Raw genomic sequence first — 18924 nt, forward strand, 5'->3', positions numbered from 1 at the left:
ATGTCCTCATTAATTAAAGGTACCGCCATTTTAACTTTAGGTTTATTTCTGTCGAAAGTGCTCGGCGTCATCTATATCATCCCGTTCTACAGCATGGTGGGAGCAGATAATATCGGACTTTACCAGTATGCATACATACCGTACAACTTGATGCTTGCACTGGCGATATCCGGTGCGCCGATCGCGTTTTCCAAGTTCACGGCTAAATACAATTCACTCGGGGATTACGAAACCGGGAGGCGATTATTGCGCTCAGGCTTGCTGACGATGATGGTCACGGGCATTGTGTCGTTTTTGGCGCTTTATCTGCTGGCTGAACCGCTTGCGCGCGTCACCATTTCGGAAGACGAGCGCATCTATTCGGTAAACGATATCGCGGACGCCATCCGTTGGGTCAGCTTCGCATTGATCGTCGTGCCGTTCATGAGCCTATGGCGCGGCTTTTTCCAAGGCTATAACTATATGATGCCGACCGCCGTGTCGCAATTGATCGAACAGATTGTCCGCATAATCTTCCTGCTTGGCGGCGCGTTCGCTGTCATTTATCTCTTTGATGGCACGCCGAAGACCGCTATCCAGTTCGCCGTTTTGTCGGCTGCAGTCGGGGCGCTTGGCGGACTTGTCACTTTGTATTATTTCTGGCGCAAAAAGAAGCCGGAATACAATCACTTGCTTGCAACATCCGTTGAATCCTACGACGTGCGGTTGCGTGATATGTACCGCGAAATCCTGTTGTACGCTGTGCCGGTCATTTTCCTCGGCATCGCCAATCCCTTGTTCCAGTTCGTCGATTTGATGACCTTCAACCGGGCAATGGCAGCCGGCAATAATATTATGGAGACGGACCTTCTCGGGATCTTGAATTTGACTGCCCATAAACTGGTCATGATCCCGGTCATGCTCGCGACAGGCTTCTCGATGGCGCTCATCCCGCTCATCACGAAGCATTTCACGCGCAACGAACACTTGCAAGTAACCAAAACATTGGATCAGTCGTTCCAGTTGATCTTGTTCTTGACCTTGCCTGCAGTCATCGGCATGACGATGCTGTCGGATGAGCTGTATCACGTGTTCTACAAAGTCAGTGATATCGGTTCTGAGATTTTGGCGCATTATTTGCCGGTCGCGATCTTGTTTGCCGCATTCCCGGTGACAGCATCGATCTTGCAGGGCATCAATAAACAAAAATGGATCATCATCAACTTGCTGATCGGCCTCGGGCTGAAGGCATTGCTAAATACGCCGCTGATCATGTGGTTCGAGACGGACGGTGCGATTGCTGCAACGATCATCGGCTACGTGGTCGCGATTACGATGAACATGATCGTCATTTCGAAGACGATGAATTACCGCTCGAAAATGGTCTTCCGCCGCATTTTGCTCATTCTCATCTTGAATGCCGTCATGGCGTTCGCTGTGTATTTTGCAATGAACGGCCTCGATTATATTATCGGCATGGATAATAAATTCTTGTCGATGATCCGCATCATCCTGATCGGTGGAGTGGGCGCTATTGTCTACGGATACCTCAGCTTGAAGACAGGGCTTGCCCAGAAGCTGCTCGGCGCGAGAATTACGCGCATTACAAGACGCTTCGGCTTCTAGGAGGAAAAGATATGAGAATCGATAAATTGTTGTCGAATTCAGGATTCGGCTCAAGAAAAGAAGTGAAAATCTTACTGAAATCGAAAGCGGTGGAAGTGAACGGCGAAACGGTACGCGATCCGAAGTTTCATGTCGATGAGAAAACAGATGAAATCTCGGTCGCTGGTGAACCGGTCGTCTACCGGGAGTTTATCTACTTGATGATGAACAAACCGCAAGGCGTCATTTCAGCGACAGAAGACCGCTTTGATGAAACCGTCATCGATTTGCTGACAGAATACGAGCAGCGCTTCGAACCGTTTCCGGTCGGGCGCCTCGATAAAGATACGGAAGGGCTGCTGCTGATCACCAACGACGGCAAATTGGCACACGAGCTATTGTCGCCGAAAAAGCATGTCGATAAAACCTATTATGCGAGAATCAACAGCCCCGTAACGGATGAAGATATAGAAGCGTTCAAACTAGGCGTCGTGCTTGATGATGGTTACGAGACAAAGCCTGCACAGCTGAACATTTTACGCAGCGGGGAAGAATCCGAAATCGAATTGACCATTACGGAAGGCAAATTCCACCAGGTCAAGCGCATGTTCGAAAGCGTGAACAAGCAAGTGGTATTTTTGAAGCGTTTGGCGATGGGCCCGCTCCCGCTGGATGAAACGCTTGCTTTAGGGGAATACCGCGAATTGACGGAAGATGAATTAACTAAATTAAAACAAAGAAAATGACCGCAATTTTGCGGTCATTTTCTTTGTTTTCAAGACGTCATTTTGACTTTTTTCTCCGTCGTTGTCCATTTGCCCCGAACTGGGCTTTCTATCAGTTCGTTAAAGGCCAACACATTCAAATCCCTTTGAATGGTGCGAGGAGTGATGCCGAATTCATCGACCAGATCCTGTGTGGTCACAGTCCCGTTCTCGAGAATGTACTTGTACATGTCTTTGATTCGAATGAGCATGCGGTCAGTTGTGGGTTTCATAAGTTAAGAACCACTCCTTCATCTTTAGTACCAATGGCAAAGACTAGCGGACGCGTGAGTGTGGTGTATACAGCGATTAAGGAATAATAGCGGTAGACAGCTCCTTTTTTTAGAAAATCCGTCAATTTGACTTATCTGACAATTTGATTATAGCGGAAAAACTTCTCGAATTCCATGATTTCGGGTTTTCTTTACTGGAACTTAATATGAATGAAATAGAAAAAAGTGCCCGAAAATAACCGGCTGTTCTTTAAATTATTTGAAAAAGGTGTACAATAGCCATAACAAAAAGGAGTGTGAGGCATGGATTGGCAGCAGGAAGCAGAGCGGCGTAAAGAAGAATTGCTCAGTGAATTGCAAGAGTTGATCGCAATTCCGAGCGTATTAAGCGAAGACGGAATTCCTGACGCTCCTTATGGAAAAGAAGTTCGGCAAGCGCTGGATTGGTTTTTGGAAAAAGGAGAGCGTGCAGGGTTTAAGGCGAAAAATATCGACAATGTTGCAGGGCATTTGGAGACAGGTGAAGGGCCGGAACTTCTCGGAATTCTCGGCCACGTCGATGTCGTTCCAGCCGGAGACGGGTGGACAAAAGAGCCGTTCGGCGGCGAGATCGCCGACGGGAAATTATTCGGGCGCGGAGCCATCGATGATAAAGGCCCGACAATCGCTGCATGGATGGCGCTGAAAATGGTCAAGGATTCAGGATTCGAGTTCAAGCGCAGAGTCAGGTTGATCATCGGCACTGATGAGGAAAGCGGCTTCCGCTGCGTGGAGCGTTATTTCCAGACAGAAGAAATGCCGGATATCGGATTTGCGCCGGATGCGGATTTTCCGATCATCAATGCAGAGAAGGGCATCGCGGACATCAAGTACACGCTTGGTGCTGCAAAAACCGGCGAATTGCTAGAATTTACTTCAGGGGAACGGACCAATATGGTGCCTGACCGTGCGGTGGCAAAGCTAACACTGGCAAGTGGCGAGATGGATGCAGCTTTCCGGGAGTTTTGCGAAACGGAAAAGGTGTCAGGGGACTGTACGCCGAATGCTGACGGGATTGTGTTGACCGTATACGGCAAATCGGCCCATGCCATGGAACCCGACGCAGGCGTCAATGCCGGCATTTTGCTTGCGAAATTTTTGCAAGATAAAGTTACAGGAAACGGTGGAGAATTCGTCCGCTTTATCGCCGATTATTTCAGCGGTGATTCCAGAGGGCAAAAGCTCGGTCTCTCGTATTCGGATGACGCGTCCGGCGACACGACATTCAATGCCGGAATCATGCGCTATAAAGCAGGAGAGCGTGCCGATGTGCGCGTCAGCATGCGCTATTCGGTCAGCTGCCCATTCGATGATTTGATGGCTGGCCATCAAATAGACGGCGTTGAAGTGGATATAGTATCCAATTCCAAGCCGCATCACGTGGATGCAGCGGATCCTTTTATTCAAACATTGCAACAGGCTTACGAGAAGCAGACTGGCGAACCGGCAGACTTATTGGCGATCGGTGGCGGGACTTATGCACGCGTGCTCGATAAAGGCGTCGCTTTCGGGATGTTGTTTCCGGGAGAACCCGATGTCGCGCATCAAGCCGATGAATTCGTCGATATCGACAATTTGGTAAAAGCAACAGCGATATATGCAGAAGCCATTTATCAATTGGCTTGCAAATAATTACAGGAAAGAAGGAATGGCAATGGAATGGATTTTGTCTAACGGCGAGATTGTAAAAGAACAGGATTTGGAGATTTCAAAAGAAGACCGCGGGTATCAGTTCGGCGACGGAATTTACGAAGTCATCCGCGTGTATGAAGGGGATTTGTTCACGGCAACGGAACACATCGAACGTTTCTATGCCAGTGCAGAGAAAATCCGCATTACGGTTCCTTACACGAAAGACGTGTTCCATAAGATGCTCCACGACTTGGTTGAATTGAATCAGATCGACAATGGCCAAGTGTATGTCCAGATTACACGGGGAGCGGCTCCGCGAAATCATCAATTTCCCGAAAATGCTGAACCGGTTGTGGTCGGGTACACGAAATCGGTCGAGCGCCCTGTGGAATTCCTGGAAAACGGCGTGAAAGCGCTAATGGTCGAAGACGTGCGCTGGTTGCGCTGCGACATCAAGAGCTTGAACTTGCTCGGCAATGTGATGGCGAAACAGCAGGCTTATGAAGAAGGTTATTTCGAAGCGATCCTTCACCGCGGCGATACGGTGACGGAAGGTTCATCATCGAATATGTACGGCATCAAAGACGGAGTTCTTTACACACACCCAGCGACCAACTTGATCTTGAACGGCATCACAAGACGCGTCATCTTCGAGCTATGCGACGAGCTGGGCATCGACGTGATAGAAACGGCGTTCACGAAGCAGCAGGCGCTTGAGATGGATGAATTCTTCATGTCTTCGACAACTTCCGAAGTCATGCCGGTCATTGAGATTTCCGGACAGAAAATTGCGGATGGCTCGCCTGGCGAATTGACGCGCAAACTTCAAAAGGCTTTCGAAGCGCGGATTAAATTGGGCGTTATTTCCTGATTCCTGCACTTATTATGCAATCCCAGGACCAGTGAAGAGCTGGTCCTTTTTTTGTTCCCGTCAGTTATAATGAATAGAGGTGATGACGATGAGCACGCATTATTTTATTGGAATCCGGATTCCCGGGCAAACAGCAGAAAAAATCGGGCAAGCGAGAGATTCCTGGAATTTGTCCACGCATAAGCGCCTGACACCACCGGGTGATATGCATATTACCTTGGTGTTTATCGGCGAAGACCGTTTCGGTGAATTGGAAGAGATTGCCGAACGGCTCGGGCAAATCGATCAAGCGCCATTTTGTTTGCAACTCGCCGGCGTGAAGACGTTCGGCAATCCCGAAACGCCGCGCATCGTTTATGCCGCACTGGCTGACAGCCCTGAATTGATGGAACTTCAACACACTGTGCAGCAACAGTTGGAGCCATTGGAGCTTGTTACTGACCCGAAACCGTTTGTGCCGCATATTACGCTTGCCAGCCGCTGGAAAGGCGGAAGCTTGCCGGAAAACTGGCAGCTGGAAGAGCTGGAATTTGCGGTCGATTCGTTCTCTCTATTCGAGATTCATCCGCGGGAAACTCCGCGATACAAAGAAATTCAAACTTATCCATTGAAAGGCGGCGCTTAAGCGCCAGGGAAAATAATATGGAAATTGTCTTTATCATTAACCCAACAGCCGGCAACGGGGCGGCATTTAGGAAATGGCGCAAGTTTTCCGAAACGATCGATTTTCCTTTCGAGCAATTCATCACCCGTTCTCCAGGGCATGCATTTCAAATAGTTGAACAATTGAAAGCAAGGGCACGGAAGACCTTGGTGATCGGCTTCGGCGGAGACGGGACGATGCGTGAAATTGCTGCAGCATCGGCGGGGACTGAGCTTTTATTCATCGCTTCGGTACCCGCCGGCTCAGGCAATGATTTCGCGCGCAGCTTCAGTTGTTTTTCCACCACGCAGGAAATCAGCCGTTTTTTGGCAAACCCTAGAGGATTGCTGACCGATATCGGGCAAGTAGGCGTTCAACCGGAGCAGCTATTTGCCAGCAGTTCGGGCATCGGCTTTGATGCTGCCGTCGCGCATGCTGTCAATCGTTCGCGGACGAAGCTATGGCTCAATAAGTTCGGGCTCGGCAAATTGGCGTATTTGGTTTTTGTCGTCACGACCTTATTTGCGTTTAAGAAATTCCGTCTCACTGTCGAATCGTCTGGAACGGTTTATCATTATGAGGATGTGTGGCTTGCTACTGTCAGCAATCAAGCGTATTTTGGCGGGGGTATGAAGATTTCACCTAATTCGTCTGTTCACGATGGCCTGCTCGAACTGACGATCGTCCACCGCCTGCCGAGATTGAAACTACTGGCCGTTTTTGGTACGGTATTTAGCGGAAGCCATACGAAATTTCCGGAAGTCGTGCAGTTCAGCGGCAAGCATTTTTCGCTCGCCGTGGATCGCCCAGTGCCGAGTCATGTGGACGGGGACGATGCAGGAATGGCGGATGCGCAAGAACCACTCGAGTTTTGTGTTTCAGCCACACAATGGCAACAAGCAAAATTATAACCAGAAAGAGGATGTCTATACATGAGAGCAAGATATAAACCATGGGCGGCAGAGTTGATCGAAGCCCATCCGGAAATCGTCATTCCCAATCCGGAAGCGTTGAAAGGCAAATGGCACGAAGAGTTTGGCAATGATCGCCCGATCCACATCGAGGCAGGAAGCGGGAAAGGCCGCTTCATTACAGGCATGGCTCAAGCCAATCCGGACATCAATTACATTGGAATTGAATTATTTGAAAGCGTGATCGTGACGGCGCTTCAAGGGGCGTTAGAGCCAGAAGGCGGCATCCCGAACTTGCGCCTCTTGCAAGTGAATGCACAAGAGCTTGAAACGTTCTTCGAAGCAAACGAGATCGATCGCGTCTACTTGAACTTTTCGGATCCTTGGCCGAAGACGCGACACGCGAAACGACGTTTAACTCATGAGAGTTTCCTGAAATTGTATGAGCGTGTGTTGCCTGAAGAAGGCGAAATTCATTTCAAGACCGATAACCGCGGACTTTTTGAATATTCGCTCACGAGCATTTCCGAATATGGTATGTTATTGAAGGATGTATCGCTGGATCTTCACGCCAACGAGCCGGAATGGAACATCATGACGGAATATGAAGAGAAGTTTTTGAAAAAAGGGCAGCCGATCTACCGGCTGGAGGCGAAATTCCAAGCGTAACATCAACTCATAAGGGGGAGTTTGTATGCAGAAATTTCAATTTCACGATATGTTGTTAACTTGGCTTGATGGTGGGGTGACTTGGCTCGACGGAGGCACGATGTTCGGCGTGGTCCCGAAAGTGGTGTGGTCGAAACGTTATCCTGCAAATGGGCAGAACCAGATCGAATTGCCGACGCATCCGATTTTGGTCCAGTTCGATGGCCATAATATCCTTGTTGACAGCGGACTCGGCAATGGCAAATTGACCGATCGCCAAAAGCGCAATCTGGGCGTTTCCTCGGAATCGCGTGTGGAAGAGGAGCTAGAAGAGCTCGGCTTGTCTGCAGAAGATATTGACACGGTGTTGATGACGCATCTTCACGGTGATCACGCGGCCGGCCTGACGAAAAAGCAGGGCGAGGGATACGTGTCTGCGTTCCCGAACGCAAAAATTTACGTATCGGCTGTAGAATGGGAAGAAATGCAAAACCCGAACATCCGCTCACGCAATACGTATTGGAAAGAAAATTGGGAGCCAATCACCGGACAGGTCGAAACCTTTACCGACAAAGTGACCGTATTCGATGCGATCACCATGATTCACACCGGCGGACATTCAAACGGCCATAGCGTCATCAAGTTCGAACAGAACGGAGAGACGATTCTCCATATGGGCGATATCATGCCAACCCATGCCCATCAAAACCCGCTGTGGGTATTGGCATTCGACGATTACCCGATGGATTCGATCTATGCAAAAGACAAATTGATGAAAGAAGCGCTGCCGGGCAATTTCTATTTCAGCTTCTACCACGATGCTTTTTACCGCCTCATCAAATGGAACGAGGACGGAAAAGAAGTGGTCGACGCGCTCGAACGCAAAGAAAAAGTGTTTGAATAAAAAGAAGGCAAAACGCCCTGCGGCATATATCCGCAGGGCGTTTTAACGTAGGTCTTCTATGATTTGGTGACTTCCAGCACAGCTCCGGTGTAAGCATCGGCCAGAAACTCATATTGCTCGAGTTCATCGTCGCGATGCCGCGTGATGCCGCCTTTATACACTTCGGTTTTGACTGCATGCTGGTTGTAAGGTTCGGTTTTCATAAAGATCCACGAACCGTCGATCGGGCCTTCCTCTTTGAAAGACTGTTTGACCTTCTTCAACACATCGTCGGCCGGGTAGAGCGTCTGTTTGTTTTCGTAAACTTCCTTTGCGATATAAGCTGCGGCTGCACCGGCAGCAAATCCAATGAGCAAATCACGATTTTTCATGAAAACCCCTCCTTTGCATTCTGGCTAAATTGTACCATAAAGCGGAAAAATGCACGCAACGAACTGCAAGCACTCAAAATATTTCGTCAATCGAACTACCTGAACTGGCATTCACAAGGAAAAAGCTCTAAACTGATAAAGGATGCACATACATATCTTATCAAGGGGGAATTCATATGAACCAGGATACAAGAGCGATGTTTAAAACCTTAACCGAGCTTCCGGGAGCACCAGGCAATGAACATGCCGTGCGCAAGTTCATGCGCAGCGAGCTTGAAAAATATTCGGACGACATTATCTCGGATAATCTCGGCAGCATATTCGGCGTCAAAAATGGCGCACAAGACGGGCCGCGCGTCATGGTAGCCGGCCATATGGACGAAGTCGGCTTCATGGTAACGCAAATCACCGATAATGGCATGCTGCGCTTTCAACCGCTCGGCGGCTGGTGGAATCAAGTCATGCTCGCCATGCGTGTAGACGTAGTTGCAGGAGACCGCATCGTTCCGGGCGTCGTTGGATCGATCCCGCCGCATCTACTGGATGAGGCAACGCGCCAAAAGCCGATGGACATCAAGAACATGCTGATCGATATTGGCGCAGATGATAAGGATGATGCATTGTCGATGGGCGTTCGCCCTGGACAGCAAATCGTCCCATTCAGCCCGTTCACGCCGATGGCCAATGACAAGAAAATCATGGCAAAAGCGTGGGACAACCGCTATGGCTGCGGCTTATCGATTGAGTTGCTCAAAGAATTGCAAGGCGAGTCCTTGCCGAACCAATTGTTCTCCGGCGCGACGGTCATGGAAGAAGTCGGCCTTCGCGGTGCGCAGACGGCAGCCAATTTGATCCAGCCGGATATCTTTTATGCGCTGGACGCAAGCCCGGCAAACGATGCGACAGGGGACAAGAACGAATTCGGCCAGTTAGGGAAAGGGGCGCTATTGCGCATCCTCGACCGCACGATGGTCACGCATCGCGGCATGCGTGAATTCATTCTCGATACTGCTGAAACACATAACATCCCCTATCAGTATTTCGTTTCGCAAGGCGGAACAGATGCTGGAAAAGTCCACATCGCCAACGAAGGCATTCCGAGTTCCGTCATCGGCATCTGCTCGCGCTATATCCATACTTCCGCCTCGGTCATCCACACCGACGATTACGCAGCGGCCAAAGAGCTGCTCGTGAAATTGGTGAAAGCTACAGACCAGTCGACGATTGACACAATCAAACAAAACGTCTGACGAAAAGCGGCCCCCGGGCCGCTTTTTATCTAGTTGTGAATAAAAATTTACCGCGATGCAAAGGAGAGAGAGAAATGAAATTATGTGTGGCATCGACCAATCCGGCTAAAACCGGGGCAGTCGCATCAGCTCTTGAGAAGTTGGGCATTCAGGCAGAAATCAATCAACAAGAAGCACAATCAGGTGTTTCAGCACAGCCATTTTCCATTGAAGAAACCAAAGCCGGAGCGATCAATCGCGCCCATCATGTGCTTGGGGATTGTGACGCAGCAATCGGATTGGAGGGCGGTGTTTTTGAACTCGACGGGACATTGTATTTGTGCAACTGGGGAGCCCTCGTGACGTCTAGTGGTGCTGTATATGTTGCAGGCGGTGCGCAAGTGCCATTGCCTGCGGAAATTGCCGTGCTTTTGCGAGCTGGCGAAGAACTCGGCCCTGTCATGGACCGCTATGCACAAGAAACGGGAATCCGCCATCATAAAGGAGCGATCGGCATTTTGACTGCCGGCAAGCTGAACCGGGTCGAGATGTTTTCACAAATCATCGTCTTATTGTTCGGGCAATGGCAGGCAAACAGCGATTAAGTTGCATGTGCCCTTAAACATCTTTAAAATGTAGCTAGAAAAGAAAAGCTTATTCAACCAAGCCCGTTTTTCTGCATGAGTCAGGAAACGGGCAGCTGATGGAGAAAAAGAGGGGGAAATGCTGTGCTTCGAATGGGTTTACAAATGATGTTGTTTTCGTCAGTCCTGATCCTCGCTGGCTGTGTCAGTCCAGAGGACGAGCTGGTGGAAGGCGTATCAAGCGCCAGGGCGGCATTTGAAGAGGAGGCGCCGGAACCGAACGAAACCGCCGGCGAAACGGAGCTGTATGTTCCCGGGGGCTATGAAGTGGAACAGCCTTCAGATGATCATAATGTATTGATCACCCGCGGCAGCCAAGCGTTTGCGTTGTTCCTCAACCCAAACGAAGCACCGGACAGCACGTTCTTCTACGATTTGCAAAAAGCGAATCCGGAAGAAACGTGGCTTGCTGATGAGAAATTCAGCCAGCATGGCCGGTTCGGTTTCGTCACGGTCCGGACGATTGCAGAAGACCGCTATGAATTGGTGGTCAGTTCCGGAGGCGCGAAACTTTCAACGATTACAGAACAAGCCGCGCTTCGAAACCATATGGAATGGATGATGAAAACTGCCCGTTCCATCGAAGCGGCACAAGAGGAGTGAACGATATGGAAAAATTGCAGTCAGTCCAGCAGTTTACGCAACTGGCAAACTCAGAGAACGTCATTTTCATGTTTACGGCCGGATGGTGCCCGGATTGCCGGGTGATCGATCCGATCATGCCTGACATTGAAGAAAAATTCAGCGACTATACTTTTATCTCGGTCGACCGGGACGAATTCATCGACCTATGCATCGAAAAAGATATCTATGGAATCCCGAGTTTCCTTGGATTCCGTGAAGGCGACGAGCAAGGGCGCTTTGTCAGCCGCGACCGCAAGACGCAGGAGGAAATTGAATCGTTTATCTCCAACCTGTCGAAATAAAAGGGCAAACGGTTCTCCTGTGTGCAGGATGAACCGTTTGTTTGTGAAAAGGAGGAAATTAGGAATGAAATCCGCCGAGTTATTTACTATACTGAAAGAGCGGGTTGCAAATGACCAGTTGAGCTGGACATTGGACCGCCAAAAAGATATCGCAAATGTTAGGCATAAAAAGCTGGGGAAAGGCATGACCATTTCCTTGCCGCAAGTGATCAACCGTTTCGAAACAAAAGGCGATTCAGCAATTGAAGAAATCGCCTACACGATTTCCCAAACTTTCCAGGCGATGGAACGCGAGTCGGAAGGGGAATTGCCGGGCGAGCAGCATATTTACCCGGTCATCCGCTCGACTTCGTTTCCGGAAGAATCGCGTGAAGGCCATCGTTTCCTGACATCGCCCCACACGGCAGAAACACGTATTTATTACGCTCTCGATGCCGGGAAGACTTACCGGTTAATTGATGAAAAAGTGTTGGAAAACCTAGCGCTGACAGCCGATCAAGTGCAGGAAATCGCTAAATTCCAAGTGAAAAAATTGAAAACGGCTGTCAAAGAAGACCATGTGGCAGGAAATGTCTTCTATTTCCTGAACGAAAATGATGGTTATGATGCCACGCGCATCTTGAATGAAACATTTTTGAAAGATATGAAAAAGAAAGTACAAGGGGATATGACAGTCTCAGTTCCCCATCAAGACGTCTTGATCATCGGGGATATCCGCAACGAGACCGGATACGATGTGCTTGCCCAGATGGCAATGCATTTCTTCACGAACGGCAAAGTGCCGATTACGTCCTTGTCGTTCGTCTATGAAAACGAGGCGCTTGAACCGATATTCATCTTAGCGAAAAACAGACCCGAGAAGGAGAACGATAAAAAATGAATGCATTCTATAACAAACAAGGCGTGGGCGACGTGCTGCTCGTTCAATTGACATTGGAAAAACCGGATAAAATCCACACAGAACAATTTGGGGATGTAACCTTGATCAAAAATGACCAACAGGAAATCGCCGGTTTCAACCTGTTCCAGGCAAGCGATTACGCAGATTTGCCGGAAGGGCAGCCTGTGGAAGTGACGGAAGCACTCGTGACAGCGCTTCAAAATGCATTGGAGAAAAACGGCGTCTCCCATACGCTGGAAGTTGATTTGACACCGAAATTCGTTGTCGGCTATGTAGCGTCGAAAGACAAGCACCCGAATGCGGATAAATTGAATGTGTGCCAAGTGGCGGTCGGCGAAGAAACCTTGCAGATCGTTTGCGGCGCGCCTAATGTGGAGGCTGGCCAAAAAGTGGTCGTCGCCAAAGTCGGGGCGGTTATGCCTTCCGGTATGGTCATCCGCGATGCAGAATTGCGCGGCGTCGCTTCTAGCGGCATGATTTGCTCTGCGAAAGAATTGGACTTGCCGGATGCACCGGCGGAAAAAGGAATTTTGGTATTGCCGGAAGATGCGCAAACAGGATCTCCATTTGAAATGAAGGTGTAACGATGAGCTGGATGAAAAACATGTGGAATAAAATGTTCTCAGAAGACACGGAAACAGAAGAAAAGCCGTTCGTGCGCAGTGAAGAAACACAGCACGTTGAGCCGAAACCGCAGGAAAGCAAGCCGGCGCCATTCCGGTTTCCGCTCATTTCCGACGAAGAAGCAAAAGGCTTGCCTGTAGAAAACCGCAAACCCGAACGGCGTGAAGAAAAGCCGCGTGTTGATGTTCCTTTAAAAGCAACGGAAGAAAAGACTTATGAACTCGATGCTTTGGAACCGAGCGGGAAATTGCCGAAACCAAATGCAGGGCGCAATAAGAAAAAACGCCCCCATGTGCCCAAAACAGCTGAACCGCAGGGCCTTGATCTTCCAGGTAACACGACGCGGCGCTTCCAGCCGACGCGTGTAGCTTCCCCTGTGCATGGATTTACAGACCGTCCGACGCCAATCGATGAATTATTGGAACAGGAAGCGAAAAAGAAAGCAGAGCTTGAACGCAAAAATGATTGGTCGCAGCGCAGCCTGCAAGAATTGTACAAAAAAAGTGACGACCGGTTGCCGCAGTCAAAAAAACCAGGTTCTAATTTGGAAACAACGGTATATAAGCCTGTAGAGCATAATGAGCAAGCTCCAGAAACTGAACCTATCAGTGAAAAAACACATGAAAAAGCAGAAATGGGAGAAGACCAACAACCTGAAAAAAAGCCTGAACCCTATTATGAATGGGCAGACCGCAGCCTTCAGGATTTATTGCCGAAAAACCAAAAAGTGGAACAAGAACCTGAAAAAACGCTTGAACAAGAACCTGAACAAGCGGAAGTGAAGGTTTACCGCACAGCCGAGCAAGAACAGCCATCGAACGAGGTGGCGGATGCTGGCAACGCTGAAGAGAATGGCGGAGTCTCCGAGGAAGATACAGGCAAAGGCGGCCCAACAGCAATTGTTGAACCGCCTGTAATGGAATCGGAAACACATGCAGAAACGGCACAAACGTCACAGCCGGAACCCGAGCGTGAAAAACCTATACATAGCCCGGAGCCGAAACCGGTATTGCCGCAAGCGAAAGCACAGGAAAAAGGCAAAAAAGAACGAACAGTGCCATTCAATGTGTTGATGTTGAAATCGGATAAAGATCGTTTGCCGAAACAACAGCAAGCACCGACAGCGGAAAAAAAAACGGCATTAATAGAGAAAACCGCAGCTGAACCTGTAAATGATGATGAAAAAAGCTATACCGGGTATCAATTGCCTGGCCATGAGTACCTGCTAGAGCCTGAAAATGACTTGAAAGATGAAACGTGGATGCAAGAACAAGGCGAGCGCCTTATCGAAGCTTTGTCTCATTTCCAGATCAAGGCAGAGATTGTCGGAACGGTGCAAGGGCCGGCCGTCACCCGTTTTGAGCTGCGTGTGGCGCAAGGAATCAAAGTGAGCAAAATCCGCAACTTGGCCGATGATTTGAAATTGGCGCTTGCAGCCCGTGATATCCGCATTCAAGCGCCGATTCCCGGAAAAAGCTCGATTGGCATCGAGATTCCGAACCGCCAAAGCCGCGCAGTGCGTTTGTCGGAAGTTATCGGAAGCCCGAATTTCAAGGCTTCGGATTCACCGCTTGAAGCAGCGCTCGGCCTCGACTTGGCCGGGAATCCGGTCACGCTTGATTTGCGTAAGATGCCACACGGCCTGATCGCGGGCGCTACAGGGTCCGGGAAAAGCGTATGCATCAACTCGCTGCTCGTGAGCCTGCTGTACCAATCTTCGCCTCGCGATTTGAAAATGCTGTTGATTGACCCGAAAATGGTGGAACTGGCTCCTTATAATCATATTCCGCATTTGGTCAGCCCCGTCATTACAGATGTTAAGGCAGCGACCGCTTCTTTGAAATGGGCCGTGGAGGAAATGGAACGCCGTTATCAGCTTTTCGCCCATACTGGTGTCCGCGATTTAGATCGTTACAATAAAATGGTCAATGACAAAGGGCAGCCGGCACAGCATCTGCCGTATATCTTGATCGTCATTGATGAATTGGCCGATTTGATGATGATGTCACCTTCTGATGTGGAAGATTCCATTTGCCGCATTGCTCAAAAAGCGCGCGCCTGCGGAATCCATTTGGTGATCGCCACCCAACGCCCGTCTGTAGACGTCATTACAGGCTTGATCAAATCCAATATTCCGACGCGCATCGCTTTTTCTGTCTCGTCGCAAGTGGACAGCCGGACGATTTTGGATACCCAAGGAGCAGAGCGTTTGCTTGGGCGAGGGGACATGCTGTATTTGGGGAATGGCATGGCCGCTCCGAACCGCTTGCAGGGAACTTTTGTAACAGATGATGAAATCGAAAAAGTCATCGCCCATGTGCGTGCACAAGGCGAGCCTGATTATATCTTCAAAGAAGAGGAATTGATCCAGCGCAGCCAGTCACCTGCCGAACAGGATGATTTATTCGAGGAAGCCTGCCGTTTCATCATGTCGCAAGGAAGCGCATCGACTTCGCTTTTGCAGCGGAAATTCCATATCGGCTATAACCGGGCCGCCCGTTTGATGGACTTGATTGAAGAATATGGTTTCATCTCCGAACAGAATGGCAGCAAAGCGAGAACGGTGCTAATTACGGAAAGCGATATCGAAGAAGTGTTCCGTTGAACCTAGAAGCCGCCAGAATTACAGGAATTATTGATTATTTCAGTGCCTCCATACTTTGTGATATAATCGGAGCATTGTGAAAAACCACCCAGCTATTGATTCCGCACAGGCGGTTTGATTAGACTAATTTTCCACTCCCACAGGAGGTTCATTTATGACAGTATTACATTTTACGGGCATTAAAGGCTCTGGCATGAGCGCTCTGGCCCAAATCATGCATGATATGGGCGAGTCGGTGCAAGGCTCTGATATCGCGCAGCATTTCTTCACGGAAGAGCGGCTGCGGGAGAGAGACATCACGATTTTGCCTTTCGATCCCGAAAACATTTCTCAGGATATGACAATTGTTGCCGGAAATGCATTTAACGACGAACATCCAGAGCTGGTCAAAGCCCGTGAAAGCGGCGCAACCATCATCCGGTACCATCAATTCCTCGGCGATTTGATGAAGCAATACGTATCGGTCGCCATCACCGGCGCCCACGGGAAAACTTCGACGACCGGGCTTATGGCGCATGTGCTGAACGGTTATAAGCCGGTCTCGTACTTGATCGGTGATGGGACAGGATCTGGCCAGGAAGATTCACATTTCTTCGTAGCGGAAGCATGCGAATACCGCCGCCATTTCTTGGCGTATCACCCGGATTATGCAATCATGACCAATATCGATTTCGACCATCCCGATTATTTCGGCAGCATTGACGATGTTTTCAAGGCGTTTCAGGAAATGGCGCAGCAAGTGAAGAAATGCATCATCGCTTGTGGGGACGACGAATACTTGCAGCAGATTCAAGCGCCGGTGCCGGTTGTCTATTACGGTTTTGGCGAGGAAAATGATTTTCAGGCACGTAATATCGTCAAAACAACGGAAGGCACGACATTCGATGTGGTCATCCGCAATGAATTCTTCCATACGTTCACCATTCCGATGTACGGCGACCACGCTGTGCTGAACGCACTCGCTGTCATTTCGCTATGCCAGTATGAAAGCATCCCTGCTGATATCATCCAGCGCCAATTCGTGAGCTATGAAGGCGTTAAACGCCGCTTCACGGAGACAGTCATCGATGATCGCGTTTTGATCGATGATTATGCCCACCATCCGACGGAAATCCGCGCCACTTTGCAATCGGCGAGCCAGAAGTATCCTGAGCGCGAACTGATCGCGATTTTCCAACCGCATACATTCAGCCGTACGCAAACCTTCCTCCAGGAATTTGCTGATTGCCTGCAGGAAGCAGATCATGTCTATTTATGCGATATCTTCGGTTCTGCTAGAGAAGAAGCCGGCACTTTGACGATCCGGGACCTTCAGGAAAAAATCGAAGGCAGCCAGCTGCTGCAATTGGAAGATGTCGAAAAACTGGCCGTCCATAATAATGCAGTATATCTTTTCATGGGAGCTGGAGATGTAACGAAATTCCAGCAAGCATATGAAGAAGTTTTAGCAATGCCGAAAAAAGCCTAACCATTACATATGGTTAGGCTTTTTTCTTATGGAGACAAAAAAGGCGTCGCAAATACAAAAATGTTTGGTTAAGCAGGGAGGCATTTAAAAGCTTTTGCCGAATAATATTAGAGGCGTGTTTAAACCCGTATAGGGCAGGGTAGAAAACAGGTATACGAAATTTAACTAAACCGAAGGAGGAAACAGAATGGATTGGTCAATTTTGCTTTACATTGCCGCGATTGTCGCCGCTGTTGGATTTTTAATTCTATGCGTAGCGCTGGCGATGACTTTGAACTCACTCAAGAACACATTAAAAGAGGTTTCCGGCACTGTTTCAGGGCTGGAGAATCAATTGCAGGGGGTTACGTTGGAGACAACAAACCTATTGCATAAGACGAACGAACTCGCTGAAGACATCACGGTCAAATCAGAGAAATTGAACGGTGTCGTCGATGCGGTCAAAGGCGTCGGAAACTCTGTAACAGACCTGAACTCTACAGTACGCCACATCACTTCACGCGTCGGCGTGCAAGTTGAGCAGAACGAAGATAAAATTGCTCAAGTGGTCCAGTGGAGCAATGTTGCAATGGGCATTGCTGATAAATGGAAAGAGCGCAAAGTATACCAAACACGCAGCACAGAGCAATACACGCCGGTTCCTGGCCAGAAGAAATTGCCAGGCAGCAGCGACCAGTATTAATACCATCTAATCACCAACATAATGGAGGAATGGACAATGGGAAAAAATAAAAATACTTATTCGAAACCTAATTATAATGAATCCCAGTACAATGGCGAGTACTATACGCAAGGCGGCAAATACAGCGACCAAGGCGGGCAATATGAACAAAGCCAATATGTACCGCAATCCTACGGTTCATCAAGCCGCTATGACGATCTATACGATTACGAAGAATCGAACGGCGGATCCGGCTTCCTGACAGGCATGATTGTCGGCGGTCTTGTCGGAGCGGCGGCAGCATTGTTCTTCGCGCCTAAAGCAGGCAAAGAATTGCAAGCTGACTTGAAGACGCAAGCGACTACTATCAAAGAAAAAGCGCAGCAGTCGAAGGACTCAAGCGATTCAAATAATGGCCCTGGCTTCACGCAGCAATTGAAAGAACAGTCGACAAAAGTGGTCGATAAAGTGAAGAACATGAAAGGCAACAATTCACCGATGGATGACGGCACTGCTTCATCTGAAGGCGAAGAAAGTGTTGAATTGCTCGAGACAGTACAAAACAAAGTCGATAACGGCGACAAAGCCGGAAACGATGCATTCACATCTACAGCCAATGCTTTGAAAGAAGCGGTTGAAGAAGTGAAGGAAGAAAACAAATCAAGCCATAACGACTCGAAGACGTCAGCGGGCACAAATGCCTCTGCAAGCCTTCAAGGATCGGCTGATGCAAAATCTTCCTCAAGCGCTAAAGGCTCTGCATCTTCACAAGGGTCTTCATCTGCAAAAGGATCTTCAAATCCACAAAGCAATCAGAACAAAAAGAATTAATTTTGGGAGCGGTTGAAATGGAAAACTTCGTACATGTGAGAAACTTGGATGAGCTTAAGCAAGCGGTCGGCAATGAACAGCATTATTGGCTGTTGAAACATAGCAGCACTTGCCCGGTCTCAGCAGGCGCATGGAAAGAATATTCAGAGTATGCATCATTGCATCCCCATCAATTATTCCTTTATCTCGTCGTCCAGGAAGACAAAGAACTTTCGACGTCTATCGAGGAAATCACAGGGGTTCGCCATGAATCGCCTCAACTCTTCCATTTTGCCAGCGAGCAAGTTGACTGGCATGCGAGCCATAATAAAATCAAAAGCAAAGCGATGGAAGCATTCATCGCCTAGCCCAAATGCAATAATAGGAAGAGCGGATGGATTTATTCCATCCGTTTTTCTATGGAAAAAATATTTCCTGAAACGGCTGTGCGCCCCG

At 48.9% G+C, this 18924-nt stretch carries 21 protein-coding genes; 19 read left to right on the top strand and 2 right to left on the bottom strand.

Annotated features, from left to right (window positions below):
• Together M1Q06_RS06515 and M1Q06_RS06520 are read left to right on the top strand one after the other, a co-directional pair.
• The gene (locus M1Q06_RS06515) at positions 1-1605 is read left to right on the top strand and encodes a putative polysaccharide biosynthesis protein (RefSeq protein ID WP_434402327.1); all 1605 of its coding nucleotides are present in this window, start codon (positions 1-3) and stop codon (positions 1603-1605) included.
• A gap of 11 nt (positions 1606-1616) precedes the next feature.
• Positions 1617-2330, top strand: coding sequence for a pseudouridine synthase (locus M1Q06_RS06520; protein WP_434402329.1), 714 nt, complete (start codon positions 1617-1619; stop codon positions 2328-2330).
• A 29-nt stretch (positions 2331-2359) separates the two neighbouring features.
• Here the strand turns inward: M1Q06_RS06520 and M1Q06_RS06525 are convergent, their stop codons facing one another.
• The gene (locus M1Q06_RS06525) at positions 2360-2581 is read right to left on the bottom strand and encodes a DeoR family transcriptional regulator (protein ID WP_121301176.1); all 222 of its coding nucleotides are present in this window, start codon (positions 2579-2581) and stop codon (positions 2360-2362) included.
• A gap of 303 nt (positions 2582-2884) precedes the next feature.
• On the opposite strand from M1Q06_RS06525, the gene pepV reads away from it, so the two are divergent.
• The 6 genes from pepV to M1Q06_RS06555 all read left to right on the top strand — a co-directional run bounded on the left by pepV (position 2885) and on the right by M1Q06_RS06555 (position 8229).
• Positions 2885-4252 (top strand): dipeptidase PepV, encoded by a 1368-nt coding sequence (gene pepV / locus M1Q06_RS06530; protein ID WP_434402331.1) that lies wholly within the window; start codon positions 2885-2887, stop codon positions 4250-4252.
• A 22-nt stretch (positions 4253-4274) separates the two neighbouring features.
• Positions 4275-5123, top strand: coding sequence for a D-amino-acid transaminase (dat, locus tag M1Q06_RS06535; RefSeq protein WP_434402333.1), 849 nt, complete (start codon positions 4275-4277; stop codon positions 5121-5123).
• A gap of 88 nt (positions 5124-5211) precedes the next feature.
• Positions 5212-5748: an RNA 2',3'-cyclic phosphodiesterase gene (thpR, locus tag M1Q06_RS06540; protein ID WP_434402335.1), complete on the top strand. Its 537-nt coding sequence runs from the start codon at positions 5212-5214 to the stop codon at positions 5746-5748.
• 17 nt (positions 5749-5765) lie between these two features.
• Complete coding sequence (locus tag M1Q06_RS06545) at positions 5766-6677, top strand: diacylglycerol/lipid kinase family protein (protein ID WP_434402337.1); 912 nt, start codon at positions 5766-5768, stop codon at positions 6675-6677.
• Between the two features lie 21 nt (positions 6678-6698).
• Entirely contained in the window at positions 6699-7346 is a 648-nt protein-coding gene (gene trmB, locus M1Q06_RS06550) for a tRNA (guanosine(46)-N7)-methyltransferase TrmB (protein WP_434402339.1), read from the top strand.
• A gap of 25 nt (positions 7347-7371) precedes the next feature.
• The gene (locus tag M1Q06_RS06555) at positions 7372-8229 is read left to right on the top strand and encodes a YtnP family quorum-quenching lactonase (RefSeq protein WP_121301169.1); all 858 of its coding nucleotides are present in this window, start codon (positions 7372-7374) and stop codon (positions 8227-8229) included.
• A gap of 56 nt (positions 8230-8285) precedes the next feature.
• Here the strand turns inward: M1Q06_RS06555 and M1Q06_RS06560 are convergent, their stop codons facing one another.
• A complete protein-coding gene (locus tag M1Q06_RS06560) occupies positions 8286-8600 on the bottom strand; it encodes a PepSY domain-containing protein (RefSeq protein WP_058381133.1) in 315 nt (104 codons plus the stop codon).
• Positions 8601-8776: 176 nt separating this feature from the next.
• Between M1Q06_RS06560 and M1Q06_RS06565 the strand changes: the two genes are divergently transcribed.
• From M1Q06_RS06565 to ytxJ, 11 genes are all read left to right on the top strand, one after another.
• Positions 8777-9850, top strand: a complete 1074-nt coding sequence (locus M1Q06_RS06565; protein ID WP_434402342.1) for a M42 family metallopeptidase — start codon at positions 8777-8779, stop codon at positions 9848-9850.
• A 74-nt stretch (positions 9851-9924) separates the two neighbouring features.
• Entirely contained in the window at positions 9925-10434 is a 510-nt protein-coding gene (locus tag M1Q06_RS06570) for a DUF84 family protein (protein WP_068347023.1), read from the top strand.
• A gap of 132 nt (positions 10435-10566) precedes the next feature.
• Positions 10567-11076 (top strand): hypothetical protein, encoded by a 510-nt coding sequence (locus M1Q06_RS06575; protein WP_434402839.1) that lies wholly within the window; start codon positions 10567-10569, stop codon positions 11074-11076.
• Positions 11077-11081: 5 nt separating this feature from the next.
• On the top strand, positions 11082-11399 hold the full coding sequence (locus M1Q06_RS06580) for a thioredoxin family protein (RefSeq protein ID WP_121301166.1): 318 nt from the start codon (positions 11082-11084) through the stop codon (positions 11397-11399).
• Between the two features lie 64 nt (positions 11400-11463).
• Entirely contained in the window at positions 11464-12279 is an 816-nt protein-coding gene (locus M1Q06_RS06585) for a DUF1444 family protein (protein ID WP_121301165.1), read from the top strand.
• Positions 12276-12884 carry a YtpR family tRNA-binding protein gene (gene ytpR, locus M1Q06_RS06590; protein WP_121301164.1) on the top strand — a complete coding sequence of 203 codons (609 nt, stop codon included), beginning with the start codon at positions 12276-12278 and terminating at the stop codon, positions 12882-12884. The genes M1Q06_RS06585 and ytpR overlap by 4 nt, the downstream gene beginning before the upstream one ends.
• A 2-nt stretch (positions 12885-12886) precedes the next feature.
• The gene (locus M1Q06_RS06595; protein WP_434402345.1) at positions 12887-15529 is read left to right on the top strand and encodes a DNA translocase FtsK; all 2643 of its coding nucleotides are present in this window, start codon (positions 12887-12889) and stop codon (positions 15527-15529) included.
• Positions 15530-15683: 154 nt separating this feature from the next.
• Positions 15684-16997 (top strand): UDP-N-acetylmuramate--L-alanine ligase, encoded by a 1314-nt coding sequence (gene murC / locus M1Q06_RS06600; protein ID WP_434402347.1) that lies wholly within the window; start codon positions 15684-15686, stop codon positions 16995-16997.
• Positions 16998-17184: 187 nt separating this feature from the next.
• Positions 17185-17679: a DUF948 domain-containing protein gene (locus M1Q06_RS06605; protein ID WP_058381125.1), complete on the top strand. Its 495-nt coding sequence runs from the start codon at positions 17185-17187 to the stop codon at positions 17677-17679.
• Between the two features lie 36 nt (positions 17680-17715).
• A complete protein-coding gene (locus M1Q06_RS06610) occupies positions 17716-18489 on the top strand; it encodes a YtxH domain-containing protein (RefSeq protein WP_434402348.1) in 774 nt (257 codons plus the stop codon).
• A 17-nt stretch (positions 18490-18506) separates the two neighbouring features.
• Positions 18507-18836, top strand: coding sequence for a bacillithiol system redox-active protein YtxJ (ytxJ, locus tag M1Q06_RS06615; protein WP_058381123.1), 330 nt, complete (start codon positions 18507-18509; stop codon positions 18834-18836).
• Positions 18837-18924: the final 88 nt, after the last annotated feature.

This window comes from Planococcus sp. 11815, from assembly GCF_051096385.1.
In the GTDB taxonomy this organism is placed as follows: domain Bacteria; phylum Bacillota; class Bacilli; order Bacillales_A; family Planococcaceae; genus Planococcus; species Planococcus citreus.

Excerpts from the sequence above, each read along its gene's own strand:
- trmB (WP_434402339.1), top strand. The coding sequence starts at position 6,699 with ATGAGAGCAAGATATAAACCATGGGCGGCAGAGTTGATCGAAGCCCAT.
- M1Q06_RS06555 (WP_121301169.1), top strand. The coding sequence starts at position 7,372 with ATGCAGAAATTTCAATTTCACGATATGTTGTTAACTTGGCTTGATGGT.
- M1Q06_RS06575 (WP_434402839.1), top strand. The coding sequence starts at position 10,567 with ATGGGTTTACAAATGATGTTGTTTTCGTCAGTCCTGATCCTCGCTGGC.
- ytpR (WP_121301164.1), top strand. The coding sequence starts at position 12,276 with ATGAATGCATTCTATAACAAACAAGGCGTGGGCGACGTGCTGCTCGTT.
- M1Q06_RS06515 (WP_434402327.1), top strand. The coding sequence starts at position 1 with ATGTCCTCATTAATTAAAGGTACCGCCATTTTAACTTTAGGTTTATTT.
- ytxJ (WP_058381123.1), top strand. The coding sequence starts at position 18,507 with ATGGAAAACTTCGTACATGTGAGAAACTTGGATGAGCTTAAGCAAGCG.
- murC (WP_434402347.1), top strand. The coding sequence starts at position 15,684 with ATGACAGTATTACATTTTACGGGCATTAAAGGCTCTGGCATGAGCGCT.
- pepV (WP_434402331.1), top strand. The coding sequence starts at position 2,885 with ATGGATTGGCAGCAGGAAGCAGAGCGGCGTAAAGAAGAATTGCTCAGT.
- M1Q06_RS06525 (WP_121301176.1), bottom strand. The coding sequence starts at position 2,581 with ATGAAACCCACAACTGACCGCATGCTCATTCGAATCAAAGACATGTAC.
- M1Q06_RS06545 (WP_434402337.1), top strand. The coding sequence starts at position 5,766 with ATGGAAATTGTCTTTATCATTAACCCAACAGCCGGCAACGGGGCGGCA.
- M1Q06_RS06585 (WP_121301165.1), top strand. The coding sequence starts at position 11,464 with ATGAAATCCGCCGAGTTATTTACTATACTGAAAGAGCGGGTTGCAAAT.
- M1Q06_RS06580 (WP_121301166.1), top strand. The coding sequence starts at position 11,082 with ATGGAAAAATTGCAGTCAGTCCAGCAGTTTACGCAACTGGCAAACTCA.
- M1Q06_RS06595 (WP_434402345.1), top strand. The coding sequence starts at position 12,887 with ATGAGCTGGATGAAAAACATGTGGAATAAAATGTTCTCAGAAGACACG.
- M1Q06_RS06610 (WP_434402348.1), top strand. The coding sequence starts at position 17,716 with ATGGGAAAAAATAAAAATACTTATTCGAAACCTAATTATAATGAATCC.
- M1Q06_RS06605 (WP_058381125.1), top strand. The coding sequence starts at position 17,185 with ATGGATTGGTCAATTTTGCTTTACATTGCCGCGATTGTCGCCGCTGTT.
- thpR (WP_434402335.1), top strand. The coding sequence starts at position 5,212 with ATGAGCACGCATTATTTTATTGGAATCCGGATTCCCGGGCAAACAGCA.
- M1Q06_RS06520 (WP_434402329.1), top strand. The coding sequence starts at position 1,617 with ATGAGAATCGATAAATTGTTGTCGAATTCAGGATTCGGCTCAAGAAAA.
- M1Q06_RS06560 (WP_058381133.1), bottom strand. The coding sequence starts at position 8,600 with ATGAAAAATCGTGATTTGCTCATTGGATTTGCTGCCGGTGCAGCCGCA.
- M1Q06_RS06565 (WP_434402342.1), top strand. The coding sequence starts at position 8,777 with ATGAACCAGGATACAAGAGCGATGTTTAAAACCTTAACCGAGCTTCCG.
- M1Q06_RS06570 (WP_068347023.1), top strand. The coding sequence starts at position 9,925 with ATGAAATTATGTGTGGCATCGACCAATCCGGCTAAAACCGGGGCAGTC.
- dat (WP_434402333.1), top strand. The coding sequence starts at position 4,275 with ATGGAATGGATTTTGTCTAACGGCGAGATTGTAAAAGAACAGGATTTG.